This window comes from Paenibacillus glucanolyticus NBRC 15330 (assembly GCF_004000885.1).
GTDB lineage: Bacteria > Bacillota > Bacilli > Paenibacillales > Paenibacillaceae > Paenibacillus_AQ > Paenibacillus_AQ glucanolyticus.
The window spans coordinates 74,724-99,836 of the sequence record NZ_BIMC01000012.1 but is presented as its reverse complement, the minus strand read 5'-3'; the positions used below and the strand labels follow the sequence as shown (position 1 = coordinate 99,836).

The 25,113-nt window shown below is 48.9% G+C and carries 22 protein-coding genes and 2 tRNA genes; 19 read left to right on the top strand and 5 right to left on the bottom strand.

Annotation, left to right across the window (positions count from 1 at the left end):
* Positions 1 to 199: 199 nt before the first annotated feature.
* The 5 genes from PGL02S_RS17730 (at position 200) to PGL02S_RS17710 (ending at position 4,381) form a co-directional block, all read left to right on the top strand.
* On the top strand, positions 200 to 1,324 hold the full coding sequence (locus tag PGL02S_RS17730; RefSeq protein ID WP_036639707.1) for an ATP-binding protein: 1,125 nt from the start codon (positions 200 to 202) through the stop codon (positions 1,322 to 1,324).
* Between the two features lie 85 nt (positions 1,325 to 1,409).
* On the top strand, positions 1,410 to 2,912 hold the full coding sequence (locus PGL02S_RS17725) for a leucyl aminopeptidase (RefSeq protein ID WP_036639705.1): 1,503 nt from the start codon (positions 1,410 to 1,412) through the stop codon (positions 2,910 to 2,912).
* 104 nt (positions 2,913 to 3,016) lie between these two features.
* Entirely contained in the window at positions 3,017 to 3,982 is a 966-nt protein-coding gene (locus tag PGL02S_RS17720; protein WP_006212240.1) for an aldolase catalytic domain-containing protein, read from the top strand.
* A gap of 177 nt (positions 3,983 to 4,159) precedes the next feature.
* Positions 4,160 to 4,233 (top strand) — tRNA-Pro (locus PGL02S_RS17715).
* A gap of 77 nt (positions 4,234 to 4,310) precedes the next feature.
* Positions 4,311 to 4,381: transfer RNA gene (locus PGL02S_RS17710), tRNA-Gly, on the top strand.
* Between the two features lie 173 nt (positions 4,382 to 4,554).
* On the opposite strand, the gene PGL02S_RS17705 is transcribed toward PGL02S_RS17710, so the two are convergent.
* Positions 4,555 to 4,758: a hypothetical protein gene (locus PGL02S_RS17705; RefSeq protein ID WP_036639703.1), complete on the bottom strand. Its 204-nt coding sequence runs from the start codon at positions 4,756 to 4,758 to the stop codon at positions 4,555 to 4,557.
* A 526-nt stretch (positions 4,759 to 5,284) separates the two neighbouring features.
* Here PGL02S_RS17705 and PGL02S_RS29015 point away from each other — a divergent pair.
* The 4 genes from PGL02S_RS29015 (at position 5,285) to PGL02S_RS17685 (ending at position 7,664) form a co-directional block, all read left to right on the top strand.
* Positions 5,285 to 6,049: a DUF4183 domain-containing protein gene (locus PGL02S_RS29015; RefSeq protein ID WP_051449186.1), complete on the top strand. Its 765-nt coding sequence runs from the start codon at positions 5,285 to 5,287 to the stop codon at positions 6,047 to 6,049.
* Positions 6,050 to 6,178: 129 nt separating this feature from the next.
* Positions 6,179 to 6,463, top strand: coding sequence for a DUF4183 domain-containing protein (locus tag PGL02S_RS17695; protein WP_006212237.1), 285 nt, complete (start codon positions 6,179 to 6,181; stop codon positions 6,461 to 6,463).
* Positions 6,464 to 6,533: 70 nt separating this feature from the next.
* Complete coding sequence (locus PGL02S_RS17690; RefSeq protein ID WP_036639701.1) at positions 6,534 to 6,848, top strand: YolD-like family protein; 315 nt, start codon at positions 6,534 to 6,536, stop codon at positions 6,846 to 6,848.
* A 258-nt stretch (positions 6,849 to 7,106) separates the two neighbouring features.
* Positions 7,107 to 7,664 carry a hypothetical protein gene (locus PGL02S_RS17685; protein ID WP_006212235.1) on the top strand — a complete coding sequence of 186 codons (558 nt, stop codon included), beginning with the start codon at positions 7,107 to 7,109 and terminating at the stop codon, positions 7,662 to 7,664.
* A gap of 610 nt (positions 7,665 to 8,274) precedes the next feature.
* Here PGL02S_RS17685 and PGL02S_RS28850 read toward each other — a convergent pair.
* Positions 8,275 to 8,400 (bottom strand): hypothetical protein, encoded by a 126-nt coding sequence (locus tag PGL02S_RS28850; RefSeq protein WP_255308646.1) that lies wholly within the window; start codon positions 8,398 to 8,400, stop codon positions 8,275 to 8,277.
* A 59-nt stretch (positions 8,401 to 8,459) separates the two neighbouring features.
* Between PGL02S_RS28850 and abc-f the strand changes: the two genes are divergently transcribed.
* The 4 genes from abc-f (at position 8,460) to PGL02S_RS17665 (ending at position 16,515) form a co-directional block, all read left to right on the top strand.
* A complete protein-coding gene (gene abc-f / locus PGL02S_RS17680) occupies positions 8,460 to 10,331 on the top strand; it encodes a ribosomal protection-like ABC-F family protein (RefSeq protein ID WP_036639698.1) in 1,872 nt (623 codons plus the stop codon).
* A 445-nt stretch (positions 10,332 to 10,776) separates the two neighbouring features.
* Positions 10,777 to 11,811, top strand: coding sequence for a phenylalanine--tRNA ligase subunit alpha (gene pheS / locus PGL02S_RS17675; protein WP_036639696.1), 1,035 nt, complete (start codon positions 10,777 to 10,779; stop codon positions 11,809 to 11,811).
* Between the two features lie 29 nt (positions 11,812 to 11,840).
* Positions 11,841 to 14,291 carry a phenylalanine--tRNA ligase subunit beta gene (pheT, locus tag PGL02S_RS17670; RefSeq protein ID WP_036639694.1) on the top strand — a complete coding sequence of 817 codons (2,451 nt, stop codon included), beginning with the start codon at positions 11,841 to 11,843 and terminating at the stop codon, positions 14,289 to 14,291.
* A gap of 259 nt (positions 14,292 to 14,550) precedes the next feature.
* Positions 14,551 to 16,515, top strand: coding sequence for a cell division protein ZapA (locus tag PGL02S_RS17665; RefSeq protein ID WP_036639692.1), 1,965 nt, complete (start codon positions 14,551 to 14,553; stop codon positions 16,513 to 16,515).
* 82 nt (positions 16,516 to 16,597) lie between these two features.
* Here PGL02S_RS17665 and PGL02S_RS17660 read toward each other — a convergent pair whose 3' ends face one another.
* Positions 16,598 to 16,984 carry a cytochrome c oxidase subunit II gene (locus PGL02S_RS17660; RefSeq protein ID WP_036639690.1) on the bottom strand — a complete coding sequence of 129 codons (387 nt, stop codon included), beginning with the start codon at positions 16,982 to 16,984 and terminating at the stop codon, positions 16,598 to 16,600.
* Positions 16,985 to 17,313: 329 nt separating this feature from the next.
* Positions 17,314 to 17,673, bottom strand: a complete 360-nt coding sequence (locus PGL02S_RS17655) for a phage holin family protein (RefSeq protein ID WP_006212227.1) — start codon at positions 17,671 to 17,673, stop codon at positions 17,314 to 17,316.
* A 156-nt stretch (positions 17,674 to 17,829) separates the two neighbouring features.
* Between PGL02S_RS17655 and PGL02S_RS17650 the strand changes: the two genes are divergently transcribed.
* From PGL02S_RS17650 to PGL02S_RS17635, 4 genes are all read left to right on the top strand, one after another.
* Positions 17,830 to 20,199 (top strand): endonuclease MutS2, encoded by a 2,370-nt coding sequence (locus PGL02S_RS17650; RefSeq protein ID WP_006212226.1) that lies wholly within the window; start codon positions 17,830 to 17,832, stop codon positions 20,197 to 20,199.
* Between the two features lie 121 nt (positions 20,200 to 20,320).
* Positions 20,321 to 20,740: a DUF350 domain-containing protein gene (locus PGL02S_RS17645; RefSeq protein ID WP_006212224.1), complete on the top strand. Its 420-nt coding sequence runs from the start codon at positions 20,321 to 20,323 to the stop codon at positions 20,738 to 20,740.
* A gap of 157 nt (positions 20,741 to 20,897) precedes the next feature.
* A complete protein-coding gene (locus PGL02S_RS17640) occupies positions 20,898 to 21,455 on the top strand; it encodes a hypothetical protein (RefSeq protein ID WP_006212223.1) in 558 nt (185 codons plus the stop codon).
* Positions 21,456 to 21,594: 139 nt separating this feature from the next.
* Positions 21,595 to 22,803 carry an MFS transporter gene (locus PGL02S_RS17635; protein WP_327196587.1) on the top strand — a complete coding sequence of 403 codons (1,209 nt, stop codon included), beginning with the start codon at positions 21,595 to 21,597 and terminating at the stop codon, positions 22,801 to 22,803.
* Between the two features lie 132 nt (positions 22,804 to 22,935).
* Here PGL02S_RS17635 and PGL02S_RS17630 read toward each other — a convergent pair whose 3' ends face one another.
* Positions 22,936 to 24,162: an NAD(P)/FAD-dependent oxidoreductase gene (locus tag PGL02S_RS17630; protein ID WP_036639687.1), complete on the bottom strand. Its 1,227-nt coding sequence runs from the start codon at positions 24,160 to 24,162 to the stop codon at positions 22,936 to 22,938.
* Positions 24,163 to 24,301: 139 nt separating this feature from the next.
* Between PGL02S_RS17630 and PGL02S_RS17625 the strand changes: the two genes are divergently transcribed.
* A complete protein-coding gene (locus tag PGL02S_RS17625; protein ID WP_036639815.1) occupies positions 24,302 to 24,538 on the top strand; it encodes a hypothetical protein in 237 nt (78 codons plus the stop codon).
* Between the two features lie 57 nt (positions 24,539 to 24,595).
* Complete coding sequence (locus PGL02S_RS17620) at positions 24,596 to 24,982, top strand: spore coat protein (RefSeq protein ID WP_036639685.1); 387 nt, start codon at positions 24,596 to 24,598, stop codon at positions 24,980 to 24,982.
* Positions 24,983 to 25,113 lie beyond the last annotated feature (131 nt).

Genomic DNA, 25,113 nt, shown 5'->3' with positions numbered 1-25,113 from the left:
AAGCTGAGATTATGGTATTTACAAGTAATTTTCCATTTTTCGACAGGATTTCTGATTGACGTTTCTTTGTCTCGATGACTATCATGGAAGGAAGCAGATTCGGGCTGCTTCTGATTCAAAGACGGACAAGCTGATTTTTCTTGCATGAATTTTTTGTCGGTTTGGTGAGTTCAACTTTTCAAGAAAAGGGGGAGCCATCTTGTTGAGTCAAATCCGTGAATCTGAGCTGCAGGCTATTCGTTCTTTTCATTCCAGCCAGCTTATAAGGAACAAGTATGAAAACATACTGGAGAATCTCGACAGCGGGATCATCCTCTTTGATAGTGACGGAGTCTTGGCATTTGTGAATGTACAGATGGCTAAACTGCTAGGTGTATCCCGTAAATCGCTAACTGGCTGTACATTGACCCAGCTGGTGCGTCATCCCCAGCTCTCCAGATTCAAGAAGAGAAAAGTACTGCGCATTTTTCGGGAGACGGTGTTTCATCGAAAAAGATTCCATGAACTGGTAGACGAATATGGCAGATCGTGGTTGATCACTATGACCTATGGGGATCAGATGGAAGGCGATTTTCTGATCAGTGTAAAGGATGTATCCGACTTCAAGCGAATAGAGCAAAGCGCTTATCAGAATGACAAGCTGGCCATGCTGGGAAAGATCTCAGCATCCATTGCCCATGAAATACGCAATCCGCTGACATCCATCCGTGGCTTCATACAACTGCTTCGTCCGCATCTTGTAAGTTTAGGGAAGGACGAGTACGCCAGAATTATACTAACGGAGATTGATCGCGCGAATGATATTATATATGAATTTCTGAATTCCTCCAAGCCCTCGGCACCAGAGACCAAGATTGTGTCCGTATCCTCCTTATTGAAGGAAGTAGTTCTTCTAACAGAGAGCGAAGCACTCATGAAGGGATGCCAGATCAATCTGCATACCGATGAGACCCCGCCTGCGTACATTTCCGTGGATGTGAAGCAGATCAAACAGGTAATTCTGAATATTATCAAGAATGCGCTGGATGCCATTAATGAACACCATGACGAGAACATTACAGGCATGATCGATATTTCAGCCCGCGATAACGGAAAGCATATCAAAATCTGTATTTCCGATAACGGGGGCGGCATGGATCAGAACACCTTAAATCATCTGTTCAATCCGTTCTTCACAACGAAGGAGAGTGGAACGGGTCTTGGACTATCCGTGAGTTACAGCATTATTAGAAATCATGGTGGTTCGATCGCAGTGGATAGCCAGGTCGGCGCCGGAACGGAGTTTGTGATTACTTTTCCCAAGCTGGAGGTTTCGGAAGTTTAAAGTTAGTTGCACCTAGAACAATCTTAAATGAATACGAGAGCAGCTGTTCCGATGGAATGGCTTTTTCTTTTTGGGAGGATCCATGATGAAATGGACAATAGAGAGTGGCCTAACCCCTGAACATATTCATTGTGATGCCATATTTGTTCCCGTTACAAAAACACAAACAGTGGAGGGCGGTATTTCTGAATTTTGGGATCCGCTGCTGAAGGACTTGGAGGATAGTCGTTTGTTTGACGGTACTCCTCATCGGACATTCGTATGGCCGGAAAGTTTCCGTGGCAGAACGCGACTGCTCCTGTTTATAGGGTGTCCCGAAGGCATCCTGACAGCTGAACAGCTGCGGTTAGTAGCGGCTCAAGCGGCGAAGATCGGCACTAAATCAGGTATACGCAGTGCTGCGATTCAAATTCCGCGAACGATGGTCAGCAGCATGGCTGAACAGACGCCTCGGGATGCTGCGCAGGCATTAACGGAAGGTTTTATCCTCGGAAGCTATCGAAAGTCTCAGTATAAGCGTGATGCTTCTGAACGAACGGAGATTGATGAAATCGTCTATTATATGAAGGAAAAAATGGACGCAGCATTTGAAGCACATTGGGCAGAAGGTGTGTCTCGAGGCGTAGCGGTTGGGGAAGGAACCTGCCTGGCACGTGATTTAACGAATCTGCCTGGCAATATGCTCGTACCGGATGATCTAGCCGGAAAAGCCCTTCAGCTTGCCGAGAGGTACGGTATGGAAGCTCAGATATTGGACGAGCAGGAACTCGAGGAGAAGGGCATGGGCGGGCTACTGGCCGTAGGTAAGGGCAGCATCCATCCCCCGCGCATGATCGTGATTCGTTATCAGGGGCTGAATACGTGGAATGATGTGATCGGCCTGATTGGCAAGGGGGTCACGTTTGATACGGGTGGTGTGTCTCTGAAGCGGGCGTCCGGGATGGAGGATATGATTAGCGATATGGGCGGAGCAGCTACGGTGCTGGGCGTAATGGAAGCGCTGGGACGGATTCGCCCGAAGGCCAATGTGGTGATGGTGATCCCGTCTGCCGAGAATGTGATGAGCGGCAGCGCTTATAAACCCGGAGATATCATTACTACGCTGAGCGGACGTACTATCGAAGTGCTCAATACGGATGCAGAGGGCCGTATTGTTCTTGCGGATGGAGTAACGTATGCCAAGGAGCTTGGTGCGACGCGCTTGATCGATGTTGCCACATTGACCGGGGCGGTTGTTTCGACGCTTGGAGACGTAGCTACAGGGGCAGTTACCAATGATGAGGCCTTTCTGGAGGAGCTGATTGCCTCTTCCCGGAGGGCAGGTGAGAAAATTTGGCCGCTGCCGTCTTATCCCGAATTCTGGGATAAATTGAAGAGCGAGGTAGCGGATATACGAAATCAAGCCGGTCGCGACGCCGGAACGATAACGGGTGGTCTTTTTGTGGGCACATTCGCTGATGGACTGCCATGGGTGCATTTCGATATTGCAGGAACAGCGTACTTGTCCAAGGAGAGGGGAGTCGATCCCAGAGGGGGGACCGGCGTGCTCGTTCGTACCATCACCGACTGGATATGCAGGCAGTCGTGATTTCCTTTACAAAAACGTGCGCCCTGGAGGACAGTTGTGCTTTACTTTTCAACCGGCATTCAAGTATGATGAAGAGAAAATTGCCGAGAGGAGTTTAGCTTAGAATGATTAAGAGCAGCCAGACAAAAATTGTAGACTGTACCATTCGCGACGGCGGACTGGTGAACAATTGGGATTTTAGTGTGGAATTCGTACAAAATTTATATGCAGGCCTGAATGAGGCTGGCGTGGACTATATGGAAATAGGATATAAAAATTCTCCTAAGCTCTTGAAGGGCGCGGATCAAGCCGGTCCTTGGCGTTTTCTGGATGATGAGTTCCTGAGAGAAGTCATTCCTCATAAAGGCAAAACCAAACTGTCTGCCCTTGTGGATATCGGCCGTGTGGACGAAGACGATATTTTGCCGCGCGAGGAAAGTCTGCTGGATCTGATCCGCGTAGCTTGTTACATTAAAGATGTGGATAAAGCGCTGGCGCTGGTTCAGACCTTCCACGATCGGGGTTATGAGACTACGCTTAACATTATGGCGCTTTCCAATGTGATGGAGAATGAGCTGCTGGAAGCTTTTGAGATGATCAGGGAAAGCGTCGTGGATGTGGTATACATCGTTGATTCTTACGGAAGCCTTGATCATAAGGACATGGAATACCTGGTTAATAAATTTAAGACACATCTGCCGAATAAGCGCCTTGGCGTTCATACCCATAACAACATGCAGCTGGCATTCTCCAATACTCTGGTTGCTGCCGACCTTGGGGTTGAGCTGCTGGATGCGTCCGTGTACGGAATGGGACGTGCGGCTGGCAACTGTCCGACCGAGCTGCTGGTTACCCATCTGAAAGGGACCAAGTACGAGCTGCGTCCGGTTTTGGATATTATCGAGCGTTACATGATTCCTCTGCGCGAGAAAGAGGAGTGGGGCTACATTATGCCCTACATGATCACAGGTACGCTGGACGAACACCCACGCTCCGCTATGGCTCTTCGCGCTTCGGATGATAAGGATAAAATCGTGGATTTTTATGATAAATTGACGACGCCGGAAGTAACTTTCGACAAGAACAAATAAGGATGCTCCTGGCATCACGTTATGTTCTCACGATTAAAACAAGGCAGCATCTTTCCCTCGCGGAAGGATGCTGTTTGTTTGCTGTCGTTGTTCATATTAATTTCCATAAAATACATGTTGAAATTATACTTTCAGCGTGGTATATTTATTTTTGTCTTCAAAAGACAACATCATCATCGGGACGTAGCTCAGCTTGGTAGAGCACCTGGTTTGGGACCAGGGGGTCGCATGTTCAAATCGTGTCGTCCCGATTCGCTTACGTTTTAGGACCTCGCAAAAGTAATCAGAATATGCCCCGAAGCATAGCGTCACTTTTGTAGGTTAATATGCGGGTGTAGTTCAATGGTAGAACTCCAGCCTTCCAAGCTGGTAGCGTGGGTTCGATTCCCATCACCCGCTTAGCTTTAAGAAATGCTTGAAACCCTTGTGCCACAAGGGTTTTTTGTTTGCCCTTTTTTCGACATACGACAGACGACTTTCTATATAAGGGGGCAGATTAGGGGGCAAGTTTGATCCATTTTGGATTCAGCTCCTTTAACTGGTCAGCTGCAGACCGACTAATGGCTTCAGATCTATGTATATAAATGTTGGCCCTCGTGTCCATCTTCGTATGCTGCAATCTCTCCTGTATGGTTTTGAGATCCATGCCGCACTCTCGCAGCAGCATCTGTCTTGACGTCACCCTCGATCTTATTTCCTTCTTCGTCCAGCGTGATTTGTTTCACGATCCATATCGCAGACCTCTCATGATCAACGTCAGGCCATTCTACTGCCAACAATTCCCCCGCCTAAAGCCTCCAAGGATTGCCCCGGTAAAAATACAGCCGCCAGTAAGCAGGGAGGGTATAGAGGGCTGTCAGGAGCTTCACTTCCTCTTGTTTTGTATAGGCGTGTTTTCTTGATTGAATCAGTATCCGGATCTAATCTCTGAGATATAGCTCTTTCCTTGAAATTAGGATCAAAAAACTCCAATTGTTTTTTCTTGAGAAATATCAGTAGTAGTAATGTTGGTCTCCGGAGATGAAGTAGAAGGTTGATGAGCTCAGTTAAGAATGGGCTCAAGGAAGTAATTCTGATCGGAAAATTGGATTGGGGCAGTTGTGAGTAGGGGCGCTGATTCTTAGAGTCATTTCTTAGGTATAACGAACTGGGATCCCCCTAATAAACGCCTAATTTTTATCTCGGAATGGTTCCGGTTTGTTTGATACAAGTTATTCGTCCACCCCCAAAATGTGCATTTGACATATAGATATGATCATACACACAGTCATGAAGTCTAAGGGAAGGAGGCGTAAATGAAGGATGGCAGCTAAACGTAAGTACAAATGTTTAAAGGCAAAAAGAAAATACAAATATACCAAAAGAATTAAAAAAATAGTTTTTCGTAAGAAACCCCTTTGTAAGAGGCGGTTATCAATGTGGTGTTTATTAAATAGAAGAAAGCAAAATCTTCAAGCTGCAATTGATCAGCAAGCCTTACAAGCTGCAATACAGGAAGTTAAATCCGAAATGAAGGCTGAGTTAGATAAATGGTGTGAAATGCAGAGATCCCTAAGCCAGCCAGGTATTCAAGGGATTTCAGGTCCGCAAGGGATACAAGGTATTCCGGGAGCTCGAGGAGAACGAGGGATTGATGGATCTGAGGGCCCCCCAGGAATACAAGGAGAGATAGGTCCTCAAGGAATACAAGGAGAGATAGGTCCTCGAGGAATACAAGGAGAGATAGGTCCTCAAGGCCCTCCTGGACCTGTAGTAATTCCTGAAGTTACCGTCTCGCCTGCGACAAACCGTTATTTTTATCAACCGGAAACAGATTTGGATTTAACCATGTCGGTTACAATTCCAGCCAGTTTTTTCACCAACGATTTGGGGGCTCCAGTTGCGGATTTCTCAGCACTCGACCCCAATAGTTTTAACAATCTTTATATAAATGGAATTCTTCAGCCGGGTAATTCGTATGATGTAAACCCTACCAGCTTATTATTTCCGGCACAAAGCACCATAATCTATGCGGGAACCCCTATCGTTTTAGAAGCAGTACAGCTAACGGCGAATGTTACTGTCTAGTAATTTTTAGAAGAATGCCCTCACTTCTCCCGAACCCTCTGCATTTATTGTACAAGAGGATCAGGCATGTTTTCTAAGTTTTTGCTTGAAAATCTGTATGAGTCTCAAGAATGAAGGGAGGCGATGAAAATGCCAATAGTACCACCGTATCAAAACAGTAGAAGATTCACTGCTACAGCGGGTGCTGGAACGGGAACAGGAACAACATTCGCGATTGCAGCAACAGCGTTTATCAATGATGCAGGAACAGCTGCCACGGTATTTCCGAGTACGTTCAACTATTACAACCTTTATGTGAATGGTATAATGCAAACGGCTGACGTTTCTTCTGTTACAACAACGACGATTACCATCCCTGATGGCGACACGTTAGATCCTGGAACTCCACTTATAGTTCAATTCGTTGTCTCTTAATTCATGCTGGTTTTCAAAGAAAGACCTGCTCTGATCCTTTCCGGATGACGTTGTCGGTACTACTAAATCAATGGATAACGAACATCGAACCCTGACCATAAGGCTGTTTGATGAATATGAAAATACGGAGTTAACAGGGATTGTCGTTCTGATCCATACGTTTAGACGAGAGATCAAATTGTCCATGGCTGAAGGTGAATGGCATTGGATTAAGATCGATGAAATTGAAAATAAATTACGAAGGCCCCACCTTCATTTTGAAGTGCCCCCTTTTTGTGGACCGTTTGTCGCCTTTGACAGAAGAACAAGCTTTGAATTATTTGAAAAGCAGCACATAATGAGGTTTGGGCAACCTCTCAAAATGATGCTAAAGATCTTGCAATGAGAGCTGGACAAAGTTTCTTTACTGGACCTGAAAGTCATCGTGCAAACGGATATAATGAGACCTACTACTATTACCATTACCATGGAGGAAAAGATACTAGTCGCCAGATTGGTCATATCTTTTACGGAACAGCAGGTAGCTTGGGGCTTCAAAAAAGAAAACAAGTTAATCTACAAAGGATAAGTTCTTACTCTAGTACCTTCTTAATATTATTCAAAACACGGATTCATTAATTCTAAATAATAAGAGGTTTATAAAATGCAAATAGATATCCAAAAACTTTATGATAAGTATATGACTTTAGACATTCCCAACCCTTTTAATTTAGAACAGATCGATCAGATTCTAAAAGATAAATATTTTGCTGTAGAAACGGATCTTGAAAATTTTTCAGGACTAAGATTTGACCCTTACGAGAATTTTGATGAAGCAGTTAAAGCATATAGTTTTAGAGATAAAAGGGGTATTAAGGAACTTTTTAAACTTAATTCGGAAGAATATGATGAATCTTTAGTCCCTAATGGAATTAACTTAACTGTGAATTCAAAAGATAATATGTATATTTCAGGTGGAACCGAGATAGGTGGCTCTAATTTGTTATCTATTGAAACAGCAATTTTTTTTGGAATTGATAAGGAAGAAATGACACTGGGCAATGAGCGATTCGAGGACTATTTGGTTGCTCTATATTTGGCTGGATATATACAATTCGAAAATGATACAATATTAGAAGATGTTTACAAGCGATATAGGGATAGCTACTTGTTAGAATATTATGGTCCTTCAAGTGGTCGTGGAGGAGAGAAATTGTATTAAAGCAATGTTAACCCATGGATATGTACAAAATTGTAGGATAGCCGATTCAAGTCAATTCAGATAATTGATTCGCGTTCATTCTTTTATTGACATAAATGCCTTTAGGTATTTGTATCTTGGTCTTTGATTACTTCTATTTCTGCTTTCATGCATCGAAGATGTCGTAACTCAGCGTTGGTTATCACACCAATAATTATGGTACCCCCGATAATGATTCCAATAAAGGTAAACATTATGCCCTATGAATAAGATCGAACAACTCGATCATTATTCTTCACCGTCTTTACCTTTTTGCCTAAGTAAGTGTACCCAAATGGAACGAAGTAACCAATTGCCACTAATGTCTTTCGCAGATGCCCCTTTTACATCCTAGGATTATCTGTTATAATGGCGATAATTTCATTCCAAGAATGCGAGGTAACCCAGTCCAATGAAGTAAGACACCCTTTTCTCTAAACAACTGCATGTGGTTTTGCAGGCGTTTCTCTACGGCGGTAGAGGAGAGATTTGGTGTGTCTGAAAAATGTGACCGGGGTACCTCTTTTTGTTGTGTAGAAACGGTGCTCTTATGTAATACAATCACATATACGGAACGAACTTACAGCTTCCGCTAACGGCCCAAGTTATCGAGTTTATCTCCATAACCGTCAAGGCTGGCTTGGAATGAACAGCCGAACGTTAGTGGCTGCTTGCTGTAGATCGTCCCGTCTTCAGCTCCATCAACCTCTTTAAACATCCGCTGCAGGCTATCGCTTGCGGTTTTTTTATGTTTTCCAAGAGAGAGGATGAGGTTATATGACCATGATTTTAAAAGCAAAAGATATAAGTATGGAACTGCAAGGAAGGCCGCTGTTTGAAGGAATTCAGTTTGAGGTTGCGGAAGGCGAACGGATCGCGCTGTACGGACGGAATGGTACTGGTAAAACGACGCTGTTCTCCATCTTGGCAGGCGAGCTCGAACCGACCTCGGGCGTAGTGGAGACGATTCTGCCGAGGGAGCGCTGGGGCTGGCTCAGGCAGCAGGATGAGCCGGATGAGGGAAGCATGAGTGCAATCGATACGGTGCGAAGCCGCAGTCATGCTTCGCTATGGGAGTTAAAGCTTGGGCTTGCCGGTGTAGAGCGGCTGATGAATAGCGGGAACAATGAGAGCATGGAACAACTGCTGGAGCAGTACGGAAATCTGCTGGAGCGCTTCGAGTCCCAGAACGGGTTCCAATGGGAAACCGAGGTGGAGAAAGCTATGACGATGCTGGGAATCGGGCCAGAGGTGTGGCCTGTTCCCTACCGCGAACTCAGCGGAGGACAGAAGACGAAGGTTATGCTGTCGGCCCTGATGGTATCCGCTCCGAAATTTCTCCTGCTCGACGAGCCGACGAACCATTTGGATAATGAAAGCCTGGTCTGGCTGGAGCAGTGGCTGGTATCGTCCTATAAGGGAACCGTGTTATTTGTGTCTCACGACAGGGAGTTTATCGACCGGGTGGCAACCTCCGTATGCGAGTTGACACCAGACGAACTCAGGCGTTACCGGGGAGGTTATACGGATTACCGCCGGGAAAAAGAACGGGAGCTGCGCGAGCAGGAGACGCTTTATCGCAAGCAGGAGCTGGCGCGCAAGGCGCTGGAGGATTCGATCCGCAGGTACGAGGAGTGGTTCCATAAAGCGCATGATGCGGCCGGGGACGTCAGTGACGTCAAGATAACCGCCAGCTTCTACAAAGCGAAGGCGAAGAAAAACATCTCGCGATATCACGCCAAGGAGAAGGCACTGGAACGGCTTGAAGCCGAACGGGTAGATAAGCCGCGCAGCGGTCCCAAGCTGAACATGGAGCTGGAGGGGGAAGCTTTTGGTGGTCGCACGCTTCTCCAGGTGAAGGATATAGGTTTTGGATATGGGGAAACCCGTCTTTTTGATAAGCTGACCTTCTATTTAAACCGAGGCGACCGGTTGGCCGTAAGGGGACCTAACGGAAGCGGCAAAACGACGCTGCTCAAGCTGCTGCTGGGAGAGATCGATCCGCAGGAGGGACGGATCACACAGAATCCTTCAATCCGGATCGGCTATTTCTCACAGGAGCTTGAAGGGCTTGAGTCCGAAACCACACTGCTGGACAGCCTGCTTGTCATACCGGGCATGACGGAAAGCCGTGCACGCACGCTGCTCGGTTCGTTCCTTTTCCGAAGGGACGATGTATTTAAGAAGATGGGGCAGCTGAGCATGGGGGAGAAGTGCAGAACGGCTTTTCTCAAGTTATATTTCAGCGGAGCCCATCTGCTTGTTCTGGATGAACCCTCGAATTACTTGGATGTGGATACCCGCGAGGTAATTGAACAGGTGCTCGTGAACTTTCCGGGTGCGATTGCGCTTGTATCCCATGACCGGTATCTGGTGCGCCAAATCGCCAACCGGCTGCTGACACTGAAGCCTGGTGAAGCTCCGGTATGGTTTGAGGGGAGCGTGGACGAGGAGGAAGAGCAGGCCTCTCGCATTAGTGTCATCAAGGGGGACACAGAGAAAGATAACCGCCGTATGGCGCTTGAATACCGGGTTCAGGAATTGCTGGGCCTATCAACGGACGAGATAGAAGCGAGGGAAGAGGCGAACTGGCTTGCTGAAATCAGAGCACTTCGGGCTGAGCTTGCCAATCTTCAAGCGGATAAATAAGCGTTGTTGACTAAAATCGAGCCGATAGGGTAAAAATGGGGGAAATGAAACTTGCCATATCCCGCAAGGTTGCATATAATAAACCCTATATATTTGTATAAGACAAAATGCGTCGATGGAGAAAAGTAGCTAGTGCCTCTTTACAGGGAAGAGATACCATGGATTGAGAGTGTCTCTCAAAGAATCAGGCTGGCGAAGTTCGCTCCGGAGCAGTTCCTTGAACACGGCATGCTGCCGGTCAGTAGGGGATAACGGGTCCGATTCGTTACGTCGGTCAAGTGAGCATGATAAGCCATATCCAATCCAAGGGTACAATGGTCTTGGCAAGGATAGGATGGCATGTTAACAAGGGTGGTACCACGGTCTCTTCGTCCCTTTTCGGGAGGAGAGGCCTTTTTTGTTTTCAGTACAATGATGGAGTTTACAAAGGGGTGTGCGAATAGCCATGAAGGAAAAATTAGAAGCATTGAAGCAGGAAGCATTGGCGCAATTGCAGGATGTCAACGATCCGCAGCAGTTGAACGATTTACGGGTGAAATACCTTGGCAAAAAAGGTGCCCTGACTGAAATACTGCGCGGAATGGGCGCGCTGAGCGCAGAGGAGCGTCCTGTCATTGGCCAGGTGGCCAACGATGTGCGCGGTGCGATTGAGGAAGTCATCTCCAGCAAGCAGGAGGCCTTCCAGGAGCAGGAAACCGAAGAGCGTCTGCGTGCGGAGAAGGTGGATGTAACCCTTCCGGGACGCAAGCTCACCCAAGGCGCGGTTCATCCGCTCAGCAAGGTCATTCAGGATATCGAAGATATTTTCATCGGCATGGGCTACCGCGTAGCGGAAGGTCCGGAGGTGGAGACGGACTACTTCAACTTCGAGGCATTGAATCTGCCGAAGAATCATCCGGCGCGCGACATGCAGGATTCCTTCTATTTGACGGAGGATTTGCTGATGCGTACGCAGACATCCCCGGTGCAAGCCCGGACGATGCTGTCAATGCAAGGGAAGGCGCCTGTCAAAATCATCTGCCCGGGACGCGTATTCCGCCGGGACGACGATGACGCGACCCATTCATTCCAGTTCCATCAAATCGAGGGACTGGTGATCGGTGAGAACATTCGCATGAGTGACTTGAAAGGAACGCTGCTGCAATTCGTGCAGGAGATGTTCGGCGATAACACGCAGATTCGACTGCGTCCAAGCTTCTTTCCTTTCACCGAGCCGAGCGCGGAAGTGGATGTATCCTGCGTGAAATGCGGGGGCAGCGGCTGTCGCGTATGCAAGCAAACGGGCTGGCTTGAGATTTTAGGCTGCGGAATGGTTCATCCAAAGGTGCTTGAGATGGGCGGCTATGACTCTGAGAAGTACAGCGGATTTGCATTCGGTATGGGCGTTGAGCGGATTGCCATGCTGAAATACGGTGTGGATGATATCCGTCATTTCTTCAACAACGATGCAGCATTCTTGAATCAATTCACGCGGATTTAATTTAAACGATAAAGGGAAGTGAACAGACAATGAGAGTATCAACCGATTGGTTGTCCGATTATATTTCGCTCGAAGGTGTAACCTCGGAGGATTTAGCGAGCCGTATTACATCAGCCGGTATTGAAATCGATGTGATCGAGAAACGGAATCAGGGCATTAACAAAGTTGTCGTAGGCTACGTCAAGAGTAAGGAGAAGCATCCTGATGCAGATAAGCTGAATGTGTGCATCGTGGATGCCGGTCAGGAGGAAGATATCCAGATCGTTTGCGGAGCAAAGAATGTGGATGCCGGCCAGAAAGTGCCCGTAGCGCTTGTAGGCGCGAAGCTTCCCGGCGGCATGGATATCAAGAAAGCCAAGCTGCGCGGTGTTCTTTCCCAAGGTATGATCTGTTCGGCCAAGGAGCTTGGCATGAACGACAAGCTGCTGCCCAAGGAGCTGCAGGAAGGGATTCTCGTTCTTCCGGCTGAAACCGAGATCGGTAAGCCGATAGTGGACGTGCTGGGTCTGAACGATGAGATTCTGGAGCTGGATCTGACGCCGAACCGTTCCGATTGTCTGAGTATGCTGGGCGCAGCATATGAAGTGAGTGCTATTCTGGGACGTGAACTGAGCCTTCCAAACCCTGAGAAAGAAGTGATGGAAGTTCATGATACAGCTGCGGATCATATCTCGGTTACAATCGGTGCAGCTGAGCAGTGCAGCCATTATGCTGCGCGCTATATTACCGGAGTAAGAATCGCGCCTTCCCCACTGTGGATGCAGAACCGATTGATGGCAGCGGGCGTGCGGCCGATTAACAATATCGTGGATATTACAAACTATGTCATGCTTGAATATGGCCAGCCGCTGCATGCTTTTGATGCGGACCACTTGAAGGACGGCGCGGTTCATGTACGAATGGCTGAAGCCGGTGAAACGATGGTAACGCTGGACGGAGCAGAGCGTCGTCTGGAGCCGCATATGCTGGTTATTACAGCCGGTGGAAAACCTGTAGCTCTGGCAGGCGTTATGGGCGGCCTGGACTCCGAAGTAACGGACGGCACGGTGAATATTCTCCTCGAATCGGCTAAATTCGATGGCGGTACCGTTCGCAAAACATCCCGTCAGCTCGGCTTGCGTTCGGAAGCAAGCTCGCGCTTCGAGAAGGAAGTGGATCCAGCGGCAGTCATTCCTGCGCTGAACCGTGCAGCGGCGTTGATGGCGAAATATGCCGACGGTGCCGTACATCAGGGGATTGTCGAGGCAGGCAGCGCTCATGCCGAGCCGACCGTTATCACGTTGTCGCTGGAGAAGCTCAACCGTTATCTGGGCACGGAGCTGTCTCTGCTTGAGGTAAAAACCATTTTCTCGAGATTGCATTTCCCGAGCGGTGATGCAGGCCAAGGATTGGTGGATGTTCAGGTGCCGTCCCGCCGCGGCGATATCGTGCTGGATGTGGACTTGATTGAAGAGGTTGCCCGCTTGTATGGATACGACAACATTCCGACAACGGCGATTGAAGGTCCGACAACACCGGGCTCCTTGACAAAAGCGCAGGCTATTCGCCGCTCGCTTCGCCGGCTGCTGACACATAGCGGCTTCCAGGAGGTTCTGGGGTATTCATTCATTCATCCGCAGCAAGCGGAAATGTTTACTTCTCTTGCGTCAGAAGGTACGGCAGTTAAGCTTGCCATGCCGATGAGTGAGGACCGCAGCGTGCTTCGCACCAGCCTGCTGCCACAGCTGCTGGATATCGCTGTGTATAACCATAACCGCAAACAGCCGGATCTGGCCCTGTTTGAAATAGGGAACTTGTTCCATACGTTAGAGGAGACGTTGACGAAGCAGCCGCTGGAGCGTCCGGTTCTCGGCTTGCTCATGACAGGCCGCAAAGGAAACAAGCAGTGGAACGTGCAGCCTGCCAAAGTGGACTTCTTCGATCTGAAGGGGGCGCTTGAGACGGTGCTTGAATACCTTGGCATACGCGTTGAGGACATCACTTACGTGGCAAACAGCCCGGAAGGATTCCATCCTGGACGTTCCGCTTCCGTATATACGGGTCAAGGCGAGAACCAGCAGCTGCTTGGTGTACTGGGACAAATTCATCCGAAGACGCAGCAAGAGCTGGATTTGGAAGATACCTATGCTGCCGAAATCCTGCTTGAGCCGTTGTATGATATGACCAATGCCCGCGTCGCTTATCGCGATCTGCCTAGATTCCCGGGAATGGAGCGCGATCTTGCCATCGTGGTCGATGAGCAGGTTGAAGCCGGCTCCCTGATTCAAGTCATCAAGGAGAATGCAGGCGAGCTGCTACAGCAAATTCAGGTGTTTGATGTCTTCACCGGCAGCAAGCTTGGGGAAGGCAAGAAGAGTGTTGCCATCTCCTTGACGTATCGTCATCAGGAACGGACGTTGACGGACGAAGAGGTTGCCGAGGTTACCGAAAAAGCAGTCTCAGCGCTTCAGCAAACTTTTGGCGCAGAATTAAGAAAATAGCAGGAATTGTGAACGCCCGCATCGAATCCATTACATCAGAGATTCGATGCGGGCTTTTTTGCTCTAAATGGAACTGGGATTTGCATCAGGATGCCCGCAGGGTACATAATTATAAGCACAAAACTGTGTTATCATATACCAAACTTCGGTCTGTTTTCTTGAGGTTCGTCTCCAGATGTTATCTCATATATAATGAAGAAAGAGGATAGACCATTTCAGACATCATAGAATCTACACATAATAGAAGGAGGGCACAACTGTGACTACACCGGACCGTAAAAGCGTTACCGTAGACATCTACGGAACTTCCTATAAACTTGTTGGCAATAGCAGTGATTACACTAGACAGGTAGCGAACTATGTGGATGACCGCATGCGCACCATATCCAAGGCGCATTCTAGGCTCGATACCCCGCGCATTGCCGTCCTGGCCGCAGTACATATGGCTGAAGAAGCTTTACAGAAGCTGGAGTATCAGAATGAAGCCAAACAGATGACGGCAGAGCGCAATGAACTGCGTACGGAGCTTGCCAAGGTGCAAGGGCTTCAAATCGAGCAGCAGGAGAGACACCGGCAGCAGCTGGAACAGCTGGAGCAAAGGCTGGCGGAGCAGTCTTCCTTAGCTGAGAAGTACAGAATTTCCACTGAGAATTTAACGAGTGAGTCAGAGCGAACCAAGGAGCTGCTCCAGAAGGAATCGAGCCGGGTGGAGGAGCTGCTGAAGGAGAAGCAGCAGCTTGAAGCACGTCTTAAGGAACAGCGGGAGAAGCTGGAGGGCGGTCATAAGCAGGCGATTGAAGATATGAAACGCCGTTATGAAGGGCAAATTTCGCAGTTGACGGGCACCCACAAGCAAGCGCTGGATAAGTTGGAGCAGACTCATCGGGCAGCAGTGAAACAGGCCGAAGAGAAGCAGGCTGAACACTTGAAGAAGCTGGAGAGCTCCCATAAACAAGAGGTGCTCCAGAAGGAGCAGCAGCACTCGAAGACCGTTCAGGATTGGGAACAGAAGTATACGAAGTCTATGCAGGATCTGAAGCAGGAGCACGCGAAAAGTGCGCAGGAGTTAGAGCAGCGGCACGGAGCAACCGTTCAGGATCTGGAGAAGCAGCTCTCGGAACAGCGCAATCGCGGAGGGCAGCTGCAGTCGCGATTGTCGACCACGGAGAAGGAACTGACTGCCGCTAAAGCGGAGTCCGTGAAACTGAAGGAAGAGCTGCAGCTGTCCAAACAGCAAGGGGATGCCTCTCAGCAGGAATTGCGATCCTTCCGGACGAAGGCGGAAGGACTCGCGAAGGAGCTTGAGGGACTGAAGCAGGAATCCGGGAAATCGGAGGAAGAGCGTCGCCGTCTCCAGAAGTTAGTGGTGGATGCGAATCAGACTTCACGCAAGCAGCAGGAAGAGCTGCAGCGTCTTAGCGGTGAGCTTCAATCCTGGCGTACCCTGGCTGATCAGCGTAAAGAGGAAACAGGCGAGCTGGAGATGAGAATTGTTGAGCTGATGGAAGCGAACGAGAGCCTGGAAGAAGGAATGAAGGGGCTTCAGGATGAAATCCACGTCATGAAGGATGAGGCTGACCGGTCTATTTCCGAGCGCAGAACGGCTCAAGAGGAACTGAAGGAGCTGCAGCTTCGCTATGAAGAGCTGGAGAAACTCAGCGAGGAAGCGGGGGTTCGAGAGGAAGAGACAAGCAAACTGTACGCAATGCTGGAAGAAGAATACGATACAGTGTCGAATCAGCTCGAGGAGCTTCGCAAAAAAGCGGCTGCAAGTGAAGAGCATGGACGTGAGCTTGCAGAGCAGTTAAGAGATTCGGAGGAGCGAGCCGCGCACTGGCAGAACCAATACCAGCAATGGATGGAGGAGCGGGAGCAGCTTGCCGCTGACCGTGAGAAGCTGGCTGCAGAGCGGGATGAGTGGAGACGCACGCAGCTCTCTCTTGAAGAAGAGCTCCAGTCCTGGCAGCAGGAAATTGCCTCTGCACGTCAAGCCTGTGAACGTCTGGAAGGCGAGAAGAGTGAAGCCACGCAGCAGTATTCCGATCTTGGTGAGCAGTACGAACTGGTCATGCATCAATACCAGCTGCTGCAGGCAGAACAGGAACTGAAGGCGGAGCAGTCAGCGCTGCTTGAAGAAGAACATCGTAAATTAAAGGAAGAGTATGCTAAGCTCCAAGTTGAATATAACGAGTGGATCGAGTTGATTGAGCAGGATCAGCGTTAGGCCATGGTGAAGATTTGAACCTGAAAAAACCTCCGAATCAGCAGAGGCAACTCTGGCGATCCGGAGGTTTTATTAGGATGCTCTATTCTTCAATGATGATTTTGGAGATCATTTTGCTGTGACCGGCTCCGCACATAATGGAGCAGGAAACTTCAAATTCTCCAGCTTTGTCGGGTGTAACAACTTTGCTGTTATTGTTGCGGTCAAGCTGAAGGCCAAGCGCCGGAATCATGACGCCGTGGTTGCCGTCTTCATTCTCGTAAGAAATTTTCACGGGCACGCCCTTTTTTAGATGATATTCTTCCTGGTCGAATTGGAAGTTGGATCCCTTTATAACGAGCTCTGCTTCAGGCGCCACGCCGGTATCCGAGATTCCAGAATCTCCTTGGGTTGCCTCCTGATCTTGGCCGCAAGCAGCCAATACAAAAAGGAGCATACATGAAACAAGTAGTGCTATGCCTTTTTTCACTATAATCTCTCCTGACTATGAAATAATGGTGAATTTATTTTTTTCCAATCTTTATCATAGCGCAGAAAAAGAGATTATGCACAGCGGTGTTATGAAAAATTAGTGAACGTGAAGCGTTTGCAACGAAGGTTATGGATTACGATATAATGTAGGGGAAGCCTGAGTATAGGGAGATAAGGACTTCTGCGGCCATAATGGACAACCCCCTGTTCATATAAGCAACAGGGGGTTGTTGTGGGAGATGTAGTGGAATGAGCCGCAGGAAACGATTCATTCAGGAATAAGGGACTGAGGAACAGACCTCCAACAGAGTCGGATGACTTTGCCTCTTATTCCTTGTGGCTTTTGCCTGCTTCATACGGTGTGGAAATCGGAATGAACAGATCGATGATCCCGATGACCAGTGCTGCAAGCAGCGCACCCAGTATGGAGACGGTGACGCCCCCGACAATGAACTGAGCGAGGTAAATCACAAGCGCACTCACAAGGAAGCCCACGATTCCGCGTCCAAACGGCGTGACTTTTTTGCCGAAGATGCCCTCGATTGCCCAGCCGAAGAGGGCGATGACGAGTGCAAGCAGCAGGGCACTTCCGAATCCGCCGACGGAGAATTGAGGGACAATCCATCCGACAACCATAAGAACGAGCGCGGCAACGATAAATCGAACGACATGCCCGAGAAATTGCATGGTACCTGCCTCCTTAGAATAAGACTGGAATGTTACGCAGAATTTATTTTGTTCAATAGGGCCGCAGGTTATGTGTGGAAGGTTTTTGGATTCCGTGGCGAATTCCCTCGGCATTCGATATAATATAGGCATTGATTGAGAGGAGTTGTGAACTTCTTGAACGACAAGATTTTGCAAACTTTAGAATACCGGAAAATTTTAAATACATTAACACAATACACGCAAACATCCATGGGGAATTTGAGAGCCGAGGCGTTAAAGCCTGAAACTGAGCTGGAAGCTGTAAAGGATCTGCTGGCGGCAACCGATCAGGCATATACGGTAGACCGGCTCAAGGGCAATCCATCTTTCCGCGGTATAACGGATATTAACGATGCCTTGAAGCGCGCGAGAATTGGAGGCACGTTGAGCCCCCATGAATTGTTAGCCACATCGAACACGATTCACGGGTCACGCCGTATCAAGCGGTTTATCGCGGCCCTTCATGAGGATGAGCAGATTGAAATTCTGTTTAATCTTAGCGATCTTATCTCGGAGCAGAAGCCGCTGGAGGATGCGATTCGGCTCTGCATTGACGATGCGGCTGAGGTTCTGGATTCGGCGAGTGCAGAGCTTTCGCAGATCCGCCGCGAGCTTCGGGGCGGGGAGGTCCGGATTCGGGAGAAGCTCGAATCCATGATTCGTTCGCAATCGGTGGCCAAGATGCTGCAGGACCAGCTGATTACGATTCGCGGGGATCGTTTTGTCATACCCGTTAAAGCGGAATACCGGTCGCATTTCGGAGGAATCGTACATGATCAGTCAGGATCGGGTGCCACGCTGTTTATCGAGCCGGAGTCCATTGTGGCCATGAACAACAAGCTTCGCGAGACCCGGATGCGGGAAGAGCGGGAGATCGAAGTGATTCTGCAGAAGCTGACTGCCCAGGTGGGTGAGCAGGCTGATTTGCTGTCCATGGACTTGGATTTGATCGGACAGCTTGATTTTATATTTGCCAAGGCACGTTTGGCTCATGTGATGAGGGCGTCTCTGCCGCGAATGAATGACAGAGGGTACATTAAGCTGCGCAAGGGCCGACATCCGCTTATTCCGATGGACCAGGTTGTACCGCTTGATGTGGAATTGGGCAATACCTATACGTCCATCATTGTCACGGGTCCGAATACCGGCGGTAAGACGGTCACACTCAAAACAATCGGTTTGCTAAACCTGATGGCGATGTCCGGACTGTTTATTCCTGCCGAGGAAGGCAGCCAGATGTGTGTATTCGATGCGATTTATGCGGATATTGGCGACGAGCAGAGCATTGAGCAGAGCCTTAGTACCTTCTCGAGCCATATGACCAATATTATCCGGATACTGGGTCAGATGACGCAGAAGAGTTTGGTGCTCCTTGATGAAGTAGGAGCAGGTACGGATCCGGCTGAGGGCTCCGCTCTCGCGATTTCCATTCTGGAGCATATCCACCGCATGGGCTGCCGAATGATTGCGACCACGCACTATTCAGAGCTCAAGGCTTATGCCTACGAACGCAAAGGCGTTATTAACGCCAGCATGGAGTTCGATATCAACACCCTAAGTCCGACTTACCGGCTTCTGGTTGGTGTGCCTGGACGCAGTAATGCGTTTGCCATTGCAGAACGTCTCGGTCTGCCAGGATCTATTCTTGAGTTTGCCCGCGGTGAAGTGAAGGAAGAAGATCAACGGGTGGAGCATATGATTGCTTCCCTTGAAGAGAATCGGCACACTGCTGAAATGGAGCGTGAGAAGGCAGAGCAGGTCCGCAAGGAAATGGAGGAACTGCGTGTCCGTCATGAGCACGAGCTTCAGAAGCTGGAAGAGCAGAAGGACAAACTCGTTGATAAAGCTCGCATGGAAGCGAGACAGATCGTGGATAAGGCGCGAAGCGAGGCGGAGGAGATCATCTCGGATCTGCGCAAGATTGCTCTGGAGGAAGGGGCTTCTGTTAAAGAGCATAAGCTGATTGCGGCTAGAAAACGTCTGGATGATGCCGAGCCGCAGCAGGGCAAGAAAACAGGAGGCCAGCGCTCGGCTAAGCAGCAGCGCAGTATCGAACCTGGCGACGAGGTTCGGGTATTCAGCCTGAATCAGAAGGGCCATGTTGTGGAAATGACTGGCTCCAAGGAAGCGGTCGTACAGCTTGGCATTATGAAGATGAAGGTCGCCCTGGATGATCTGGAGTTATTGTCGAATCCGGCGGCGAATGCCAAGCAAGCACCGAAACAGCATGCGACGATCCTGAAGCGGACTCGTGATGCCAACATTCGCAATGAACTGGATCTAAGAGGAGCGAACCTAGAAGAAGCGCTGATCGAGGTTGATCGTTTTATTGATGAGGCTTTTCTCGGTAACCTTGGTCAGATTTCCATCATCCATGGCAAGGGAACCGGTATTTTGCGGACCGGAATCCAGGATTATCTGCGAAAGCATAAACATGTGAAGAGCCATCGTTTGGGCAATTACGGCGAAGGCGGCAATGGCGTAACGATTGCCGAGTTGAAATAAAGGAAGCAAAGAAATCAGGAACCGTTTTCTCCTTCAGTTCGTATAACATATCATCTGGGTTTAGAACAACGGGATGCGAAAGGTGCCGCATCCCGTTTATATCGGGGAGGAACATAGGGTAATGACGGAAGCGATTGATCATTTGCTGACCCATCCGCTGGGTGTGCTAATCGGCTATTTCTCGGTTGCGATACTGGCACTTATCGTTTACTTGTATTGCTTTGAACTGGTTACGAAGTACAATTGCTGGGATGAAATACGCAAGGGAAACGTAGCTGCAGCGATGGTGACCGGCGGTAAAGTCTTTGGTATATGCAACGTGATGCGGTATAGCATCACGGCCAATACGTCCATTTACGGCATGATTAAATGGTCGTTCTTTGGGTTTATCCTGCTGTTATTGGCTTATCTGCTGCTTGAGTTCTTGACGCCGGTTTTCTCGGTTGATGAAGAGATTGGCAAGGATAATCGCGCAGTAGGTTTGATCGTACTTCTTATCACCGTATCTTTATCTTACATTATTGGAGCGAGTATCACTTAAGAGCTTCGGGAGGAAAAGGACGATGAAATATTTACCGCGGATATTGTTTGCGGCCGCTTTGATTTTTTTTGTGTCAGGTATTGTATACTTAATGTCTCAATAAAAACAACTATACAGGGCCTGCAAGGCCGTTTGAATAAGAAAGGAATGAATACCTATGGAACCGACGGTTTGTCCATGGTGCCAAAGTGAGATTGTATGGGATGAGGAGATTGGTCCAGAGGAAACCTGTCCTCACTGTGCTAACGAACTGAAGGGTTACCGTACATTGAATATCGCATTGGAAGGCGAGGATGCAGAAGCCGATCAAGAGGAACTGGATGAGGATTATGAAGCAACCGAGGAGGAAGCTGTTGATCTTCAGCGTATATGGGGGTCGGAGAACGAATCGTTGTCATCGCTGCGAACTGTGGATAAATACGGGGAGGATCATGATTTGTTTGCATTCGAGGAGACCGTGGAAGCGATCCTGGATGAACAAGATGAAGTACCGGAGTGTTTGCATTGCAGAGAATACATGCTCCATGCAGGTACCCAGCACGTGAGCGGGGAAGGCTTCCAGCCGGTTAACGCGGCTTTGATCCGTGGACCTATTCTGCAGCCGCCATATGAATTGAACGTATACGTATGCCCAGGATGCTTCCATGTACAGTACAACCTGGCCGAGAACGACCGACTTCGGATGATTAAGAGCTTTATCCATAAAAAGGAATAGAGTCTGTGAATAGGCGCTGTTTGGCGTCTCACGGCAATTCAAGGGAACTGCATGCTGCAGTTTCCTTTTTTTTGTTCATGAAGTGGAGGAGTGAAGGGTAAAATACCCTGGACTTCAAGTGCGAGAGCAAGGGAGGGAACTGTATATGAAGTTGACAAAGGACCCCCAGGCCATGCTTCTGCTATCGGTTCATGGTTTGTTTATTCTATCGAGCGCATTGTCGGGTACATTCCTCAATGTTTACCTCTGGAAGAGCCGTCAGGATTACACCATGCTCGGATGGTTTACTATTGCCCAGCAGGTCGCATTGGGCCTGACATTCTGGGCAGCAGGCAAGTGGGTGAAGGAACATAACAAAATGAACGCACTTCGTCTGGGGATTGCGGTGTCCGGATTATTTTATCTATGCGTGCTGTGGGCAGGCCGGGATGCGGTCCATTATATCTGGCCTCTTGGCCTGCTGTTCGGCGTATCCCTGGGCTTATTCTGGCTGGCCTTCAATGTGGTTTATTTCGAGATATCGAATGCAGAGAATCGGGATTGGTTTAATGGCTGGATCGGACTTCTTGGCTCTGTGACAGGAATCATAGGACCATGGCTGGCAGGCTGGGTGATCACATGGATGCACGGGGACGAGGGCTATCGACTTATTTTTACCGTGTCGTTGGTCATATTCGCGGCGGCTGTAGTGCTTAGCTTTTTTCTGCGAAAAAGGCCTGTACAGAATGACTATAATTGGCTGGAAGGCCTGAGACGCTTGAAGGAGGGCGGTGTGTGGAAATATGCGGTTTGGGGCTTGGCTGTACAGGGAATGCGGGAAGGCGTATTTTCCTTTCTCATCACATTGCTTGTGTTCGTTGCTACGGATCAGGAATCCAAGCTGGGTCAATTCGCATTGATCACTTCTGCGGTTTCGTTGGTGAGTTATTGGGCCTGCGGCAAATGGTTCAAGCCTCAATTCCGCAAAATCGGTATGCTGGTGGGGGCCGTACTCATGCTGCTGGTTATTCTGCCGTTATTGCTGGCCGTTAATTATACTACGCTGCTGGTCCTTGGAATCGGTACCTCCTTGTTTATTCCGCTGTATATGATGCCGGCCATATCGGTTAGCTTTGATCTGATGGGATTGAATCAAGAAAATGTGGAGAAGCGGGTGGAACTGGTTGTACTGCGGGAGCTCAGTCTGACCCTGGGCAGAATTACGGGGCTGCTGGTATTTATTCTGGTGTTGTCGATCAAGCAGGACACCTTAACCATAACACTACTCTTGCTGTTCCTGGGGGCATCCCCGATCGGATCATGGCTGTTCATGCGGAGGTTATTCCCTTCCAAGGAACAAGTAACCTGATCGCTTGATCAGGGATGAGGGTGTGGGAATCCAGAACGGCACACTTCATGAACCACGCCACCACATTACACATGCGAAGAGGGTATCTCCAGGGCACGCTGGCAGGCCCTAAATGGAGTTACCCTCTTTATTCTAAATTATCTTCAGGTCAATCGGACGTGTTAAGGAGAACCATTTCAATTCCTCGGGCTCACGACCGGCAATCGTCTCAGCCAGTAAATCGGCAGCAATCATGCTGTAAACCGTTCCATTGCCTCCGTACACCTCGATAAAGTAACTGTGCGGATATTTGGGGTGCTTGCCAATCAGGGGAATGCCATCCTTGGTTGAGGCAAACACACCAGCCCAGCTGCAGGCAATTCTCAAGTCAGCCAGATGGGGAAAAAGCTGCTGTATCTCGTCCAATAGCCTCCGGCCTCTGACCTCGGCGTACTCTTCAGGCTTACCTGAAGGAGGCAGCGCTTCATCCAAGCCCCCGGCAATGATCCGCTGATCCGGCGTTGTGCGGAAATAGAGATAGGGGCGATTCGTTTCCCACAAGAAAGATCGTTCATACCATGAGGACAGATCGGCGACAGGTTCCGTGAGAATGGCGTAGGTGTTTAGCAATTCAGCGTTATGATCCGGTTTCCATTCCTGAATAGTATACCCTGTGGCCCAGATTACTTTTTGAGCCAGAACGCTCCCCTGATCTGTAATTACGGTGACGTCGCTGTCCGTGTACCGGGTGTCCGTCACTTCACTGTTTTCGTATATCCGAAGCCCATCCTGACTGGCATCCTGCAGAAGATGATGTCCGAGGCGGTAGGGATCTACCTCGGCGTCACCATGCGTATAGATGGCTGCTTCTTTCGAAAATGGAAAATGAGCCTTTATATCATCGCGGTTCCAATACTCCACGTCAAAGCCTCTTCGTTTCAGAAGATCATATTCATGCCGAAGAATGCCCACGTCTTGGGGAGTACTGGCATAATAGAGGCTGCTCCGGGGAATCAGGCCGGAGTCTCTGGAGAGGCTGTTTGCGATATCGGTAAGCCTGCGAACCGCATGGCTGCACATTTTGTAGAAGGAAGTGCCGCGATGGTCATCAAACTGACGGATCAGATCCGTCAGGGTACAATCGTTGGAAAATTGCAATAGCCCTGTATTGGCAGAGGTGCTGCCTCCACAGACGCGTCTTTTTTCCAGCAGAATGGTGTCCACGCCCTGCTTGTTCAGGACGTAGGCCATCAGTGCACCACTAATGCCTCCGCCAATGACGAGAACTTCACACTTCATCTGCTCGGTAAGCGGAGGGTATTTCTTTACGGGTTCGGTATTTAAAAACTTCCATGGTGTTGTTCCGCCTGTCAGCAACATGACCCTATACCTCCTCATTATCACAACCATTTTAGTTTGGACGTTCATTCTGTATTTCATGACAGTTTACAACATAGATTTCTGTAAAGGTGGCATACTAGTTCCTGTGCAATCTAAATGGAAAGGGGAAATAACCCGTATGACACCAAATCAACAATTACAGCCTCTAACCTCTAAAGAATTGGATTATATTGCGGACTGCATCTCCAACGAGACGATGCTGGCCAAGCATTGCGCCGCAACAGCGGCAGCCAGTCAGAATTCGGCCATACAACAAGCGCTCCTTGGATTCGTAAGCCGGCATGAACAGCATCTGGATACTTTGGTGAACTCTCTGCAGAGCCACATCCAAGTCGCACCGACCCAACCTCAATAAGGGGATGCCTTATCCCTTAGTAGCGAAGAAGTTAAATTGTTAAAGGAGGAACTACCTATGGTAACAACAAACGGATCTTCATTCCTGCCGGAACAAGATATGCTGGACCCTATCCTGGGCGAGCTGAAACGGACCGTTCGAGAGTACACGACAGCAACGACAGAATCCTCTTGTCCTGTTGTCCGTCAGATGTTTACGGATTTAACCGCAGATACGCTGAAGCTTCAGGGTGAGTTTTACACGATGATGAAGCAGCAGAACATGTATACGTCAGGTCCGTACGCGCTAAAATACGATGTGGACAAGCAGCATAAGCAGGCGCAGCAGTCCATACAGAAGGCCCATGATACCATTAATCAGAAGACTGCAGGCATGGGTACTTTCTCACATAGTCCCAATGTTGCCAGCCATGCAACAAACGTACCGCCTACATCTTATATGTAACCCACTATTCCATTGCTAACTCAACTATGAAGCCGATCGCATTCGCAGCACCCGCTGCCAGGCATGCATCGGTTTTTTTCTTTTGCACATCCCGTGTAAGTTATTGTAATATAAGTATTAATCTCTGTTCC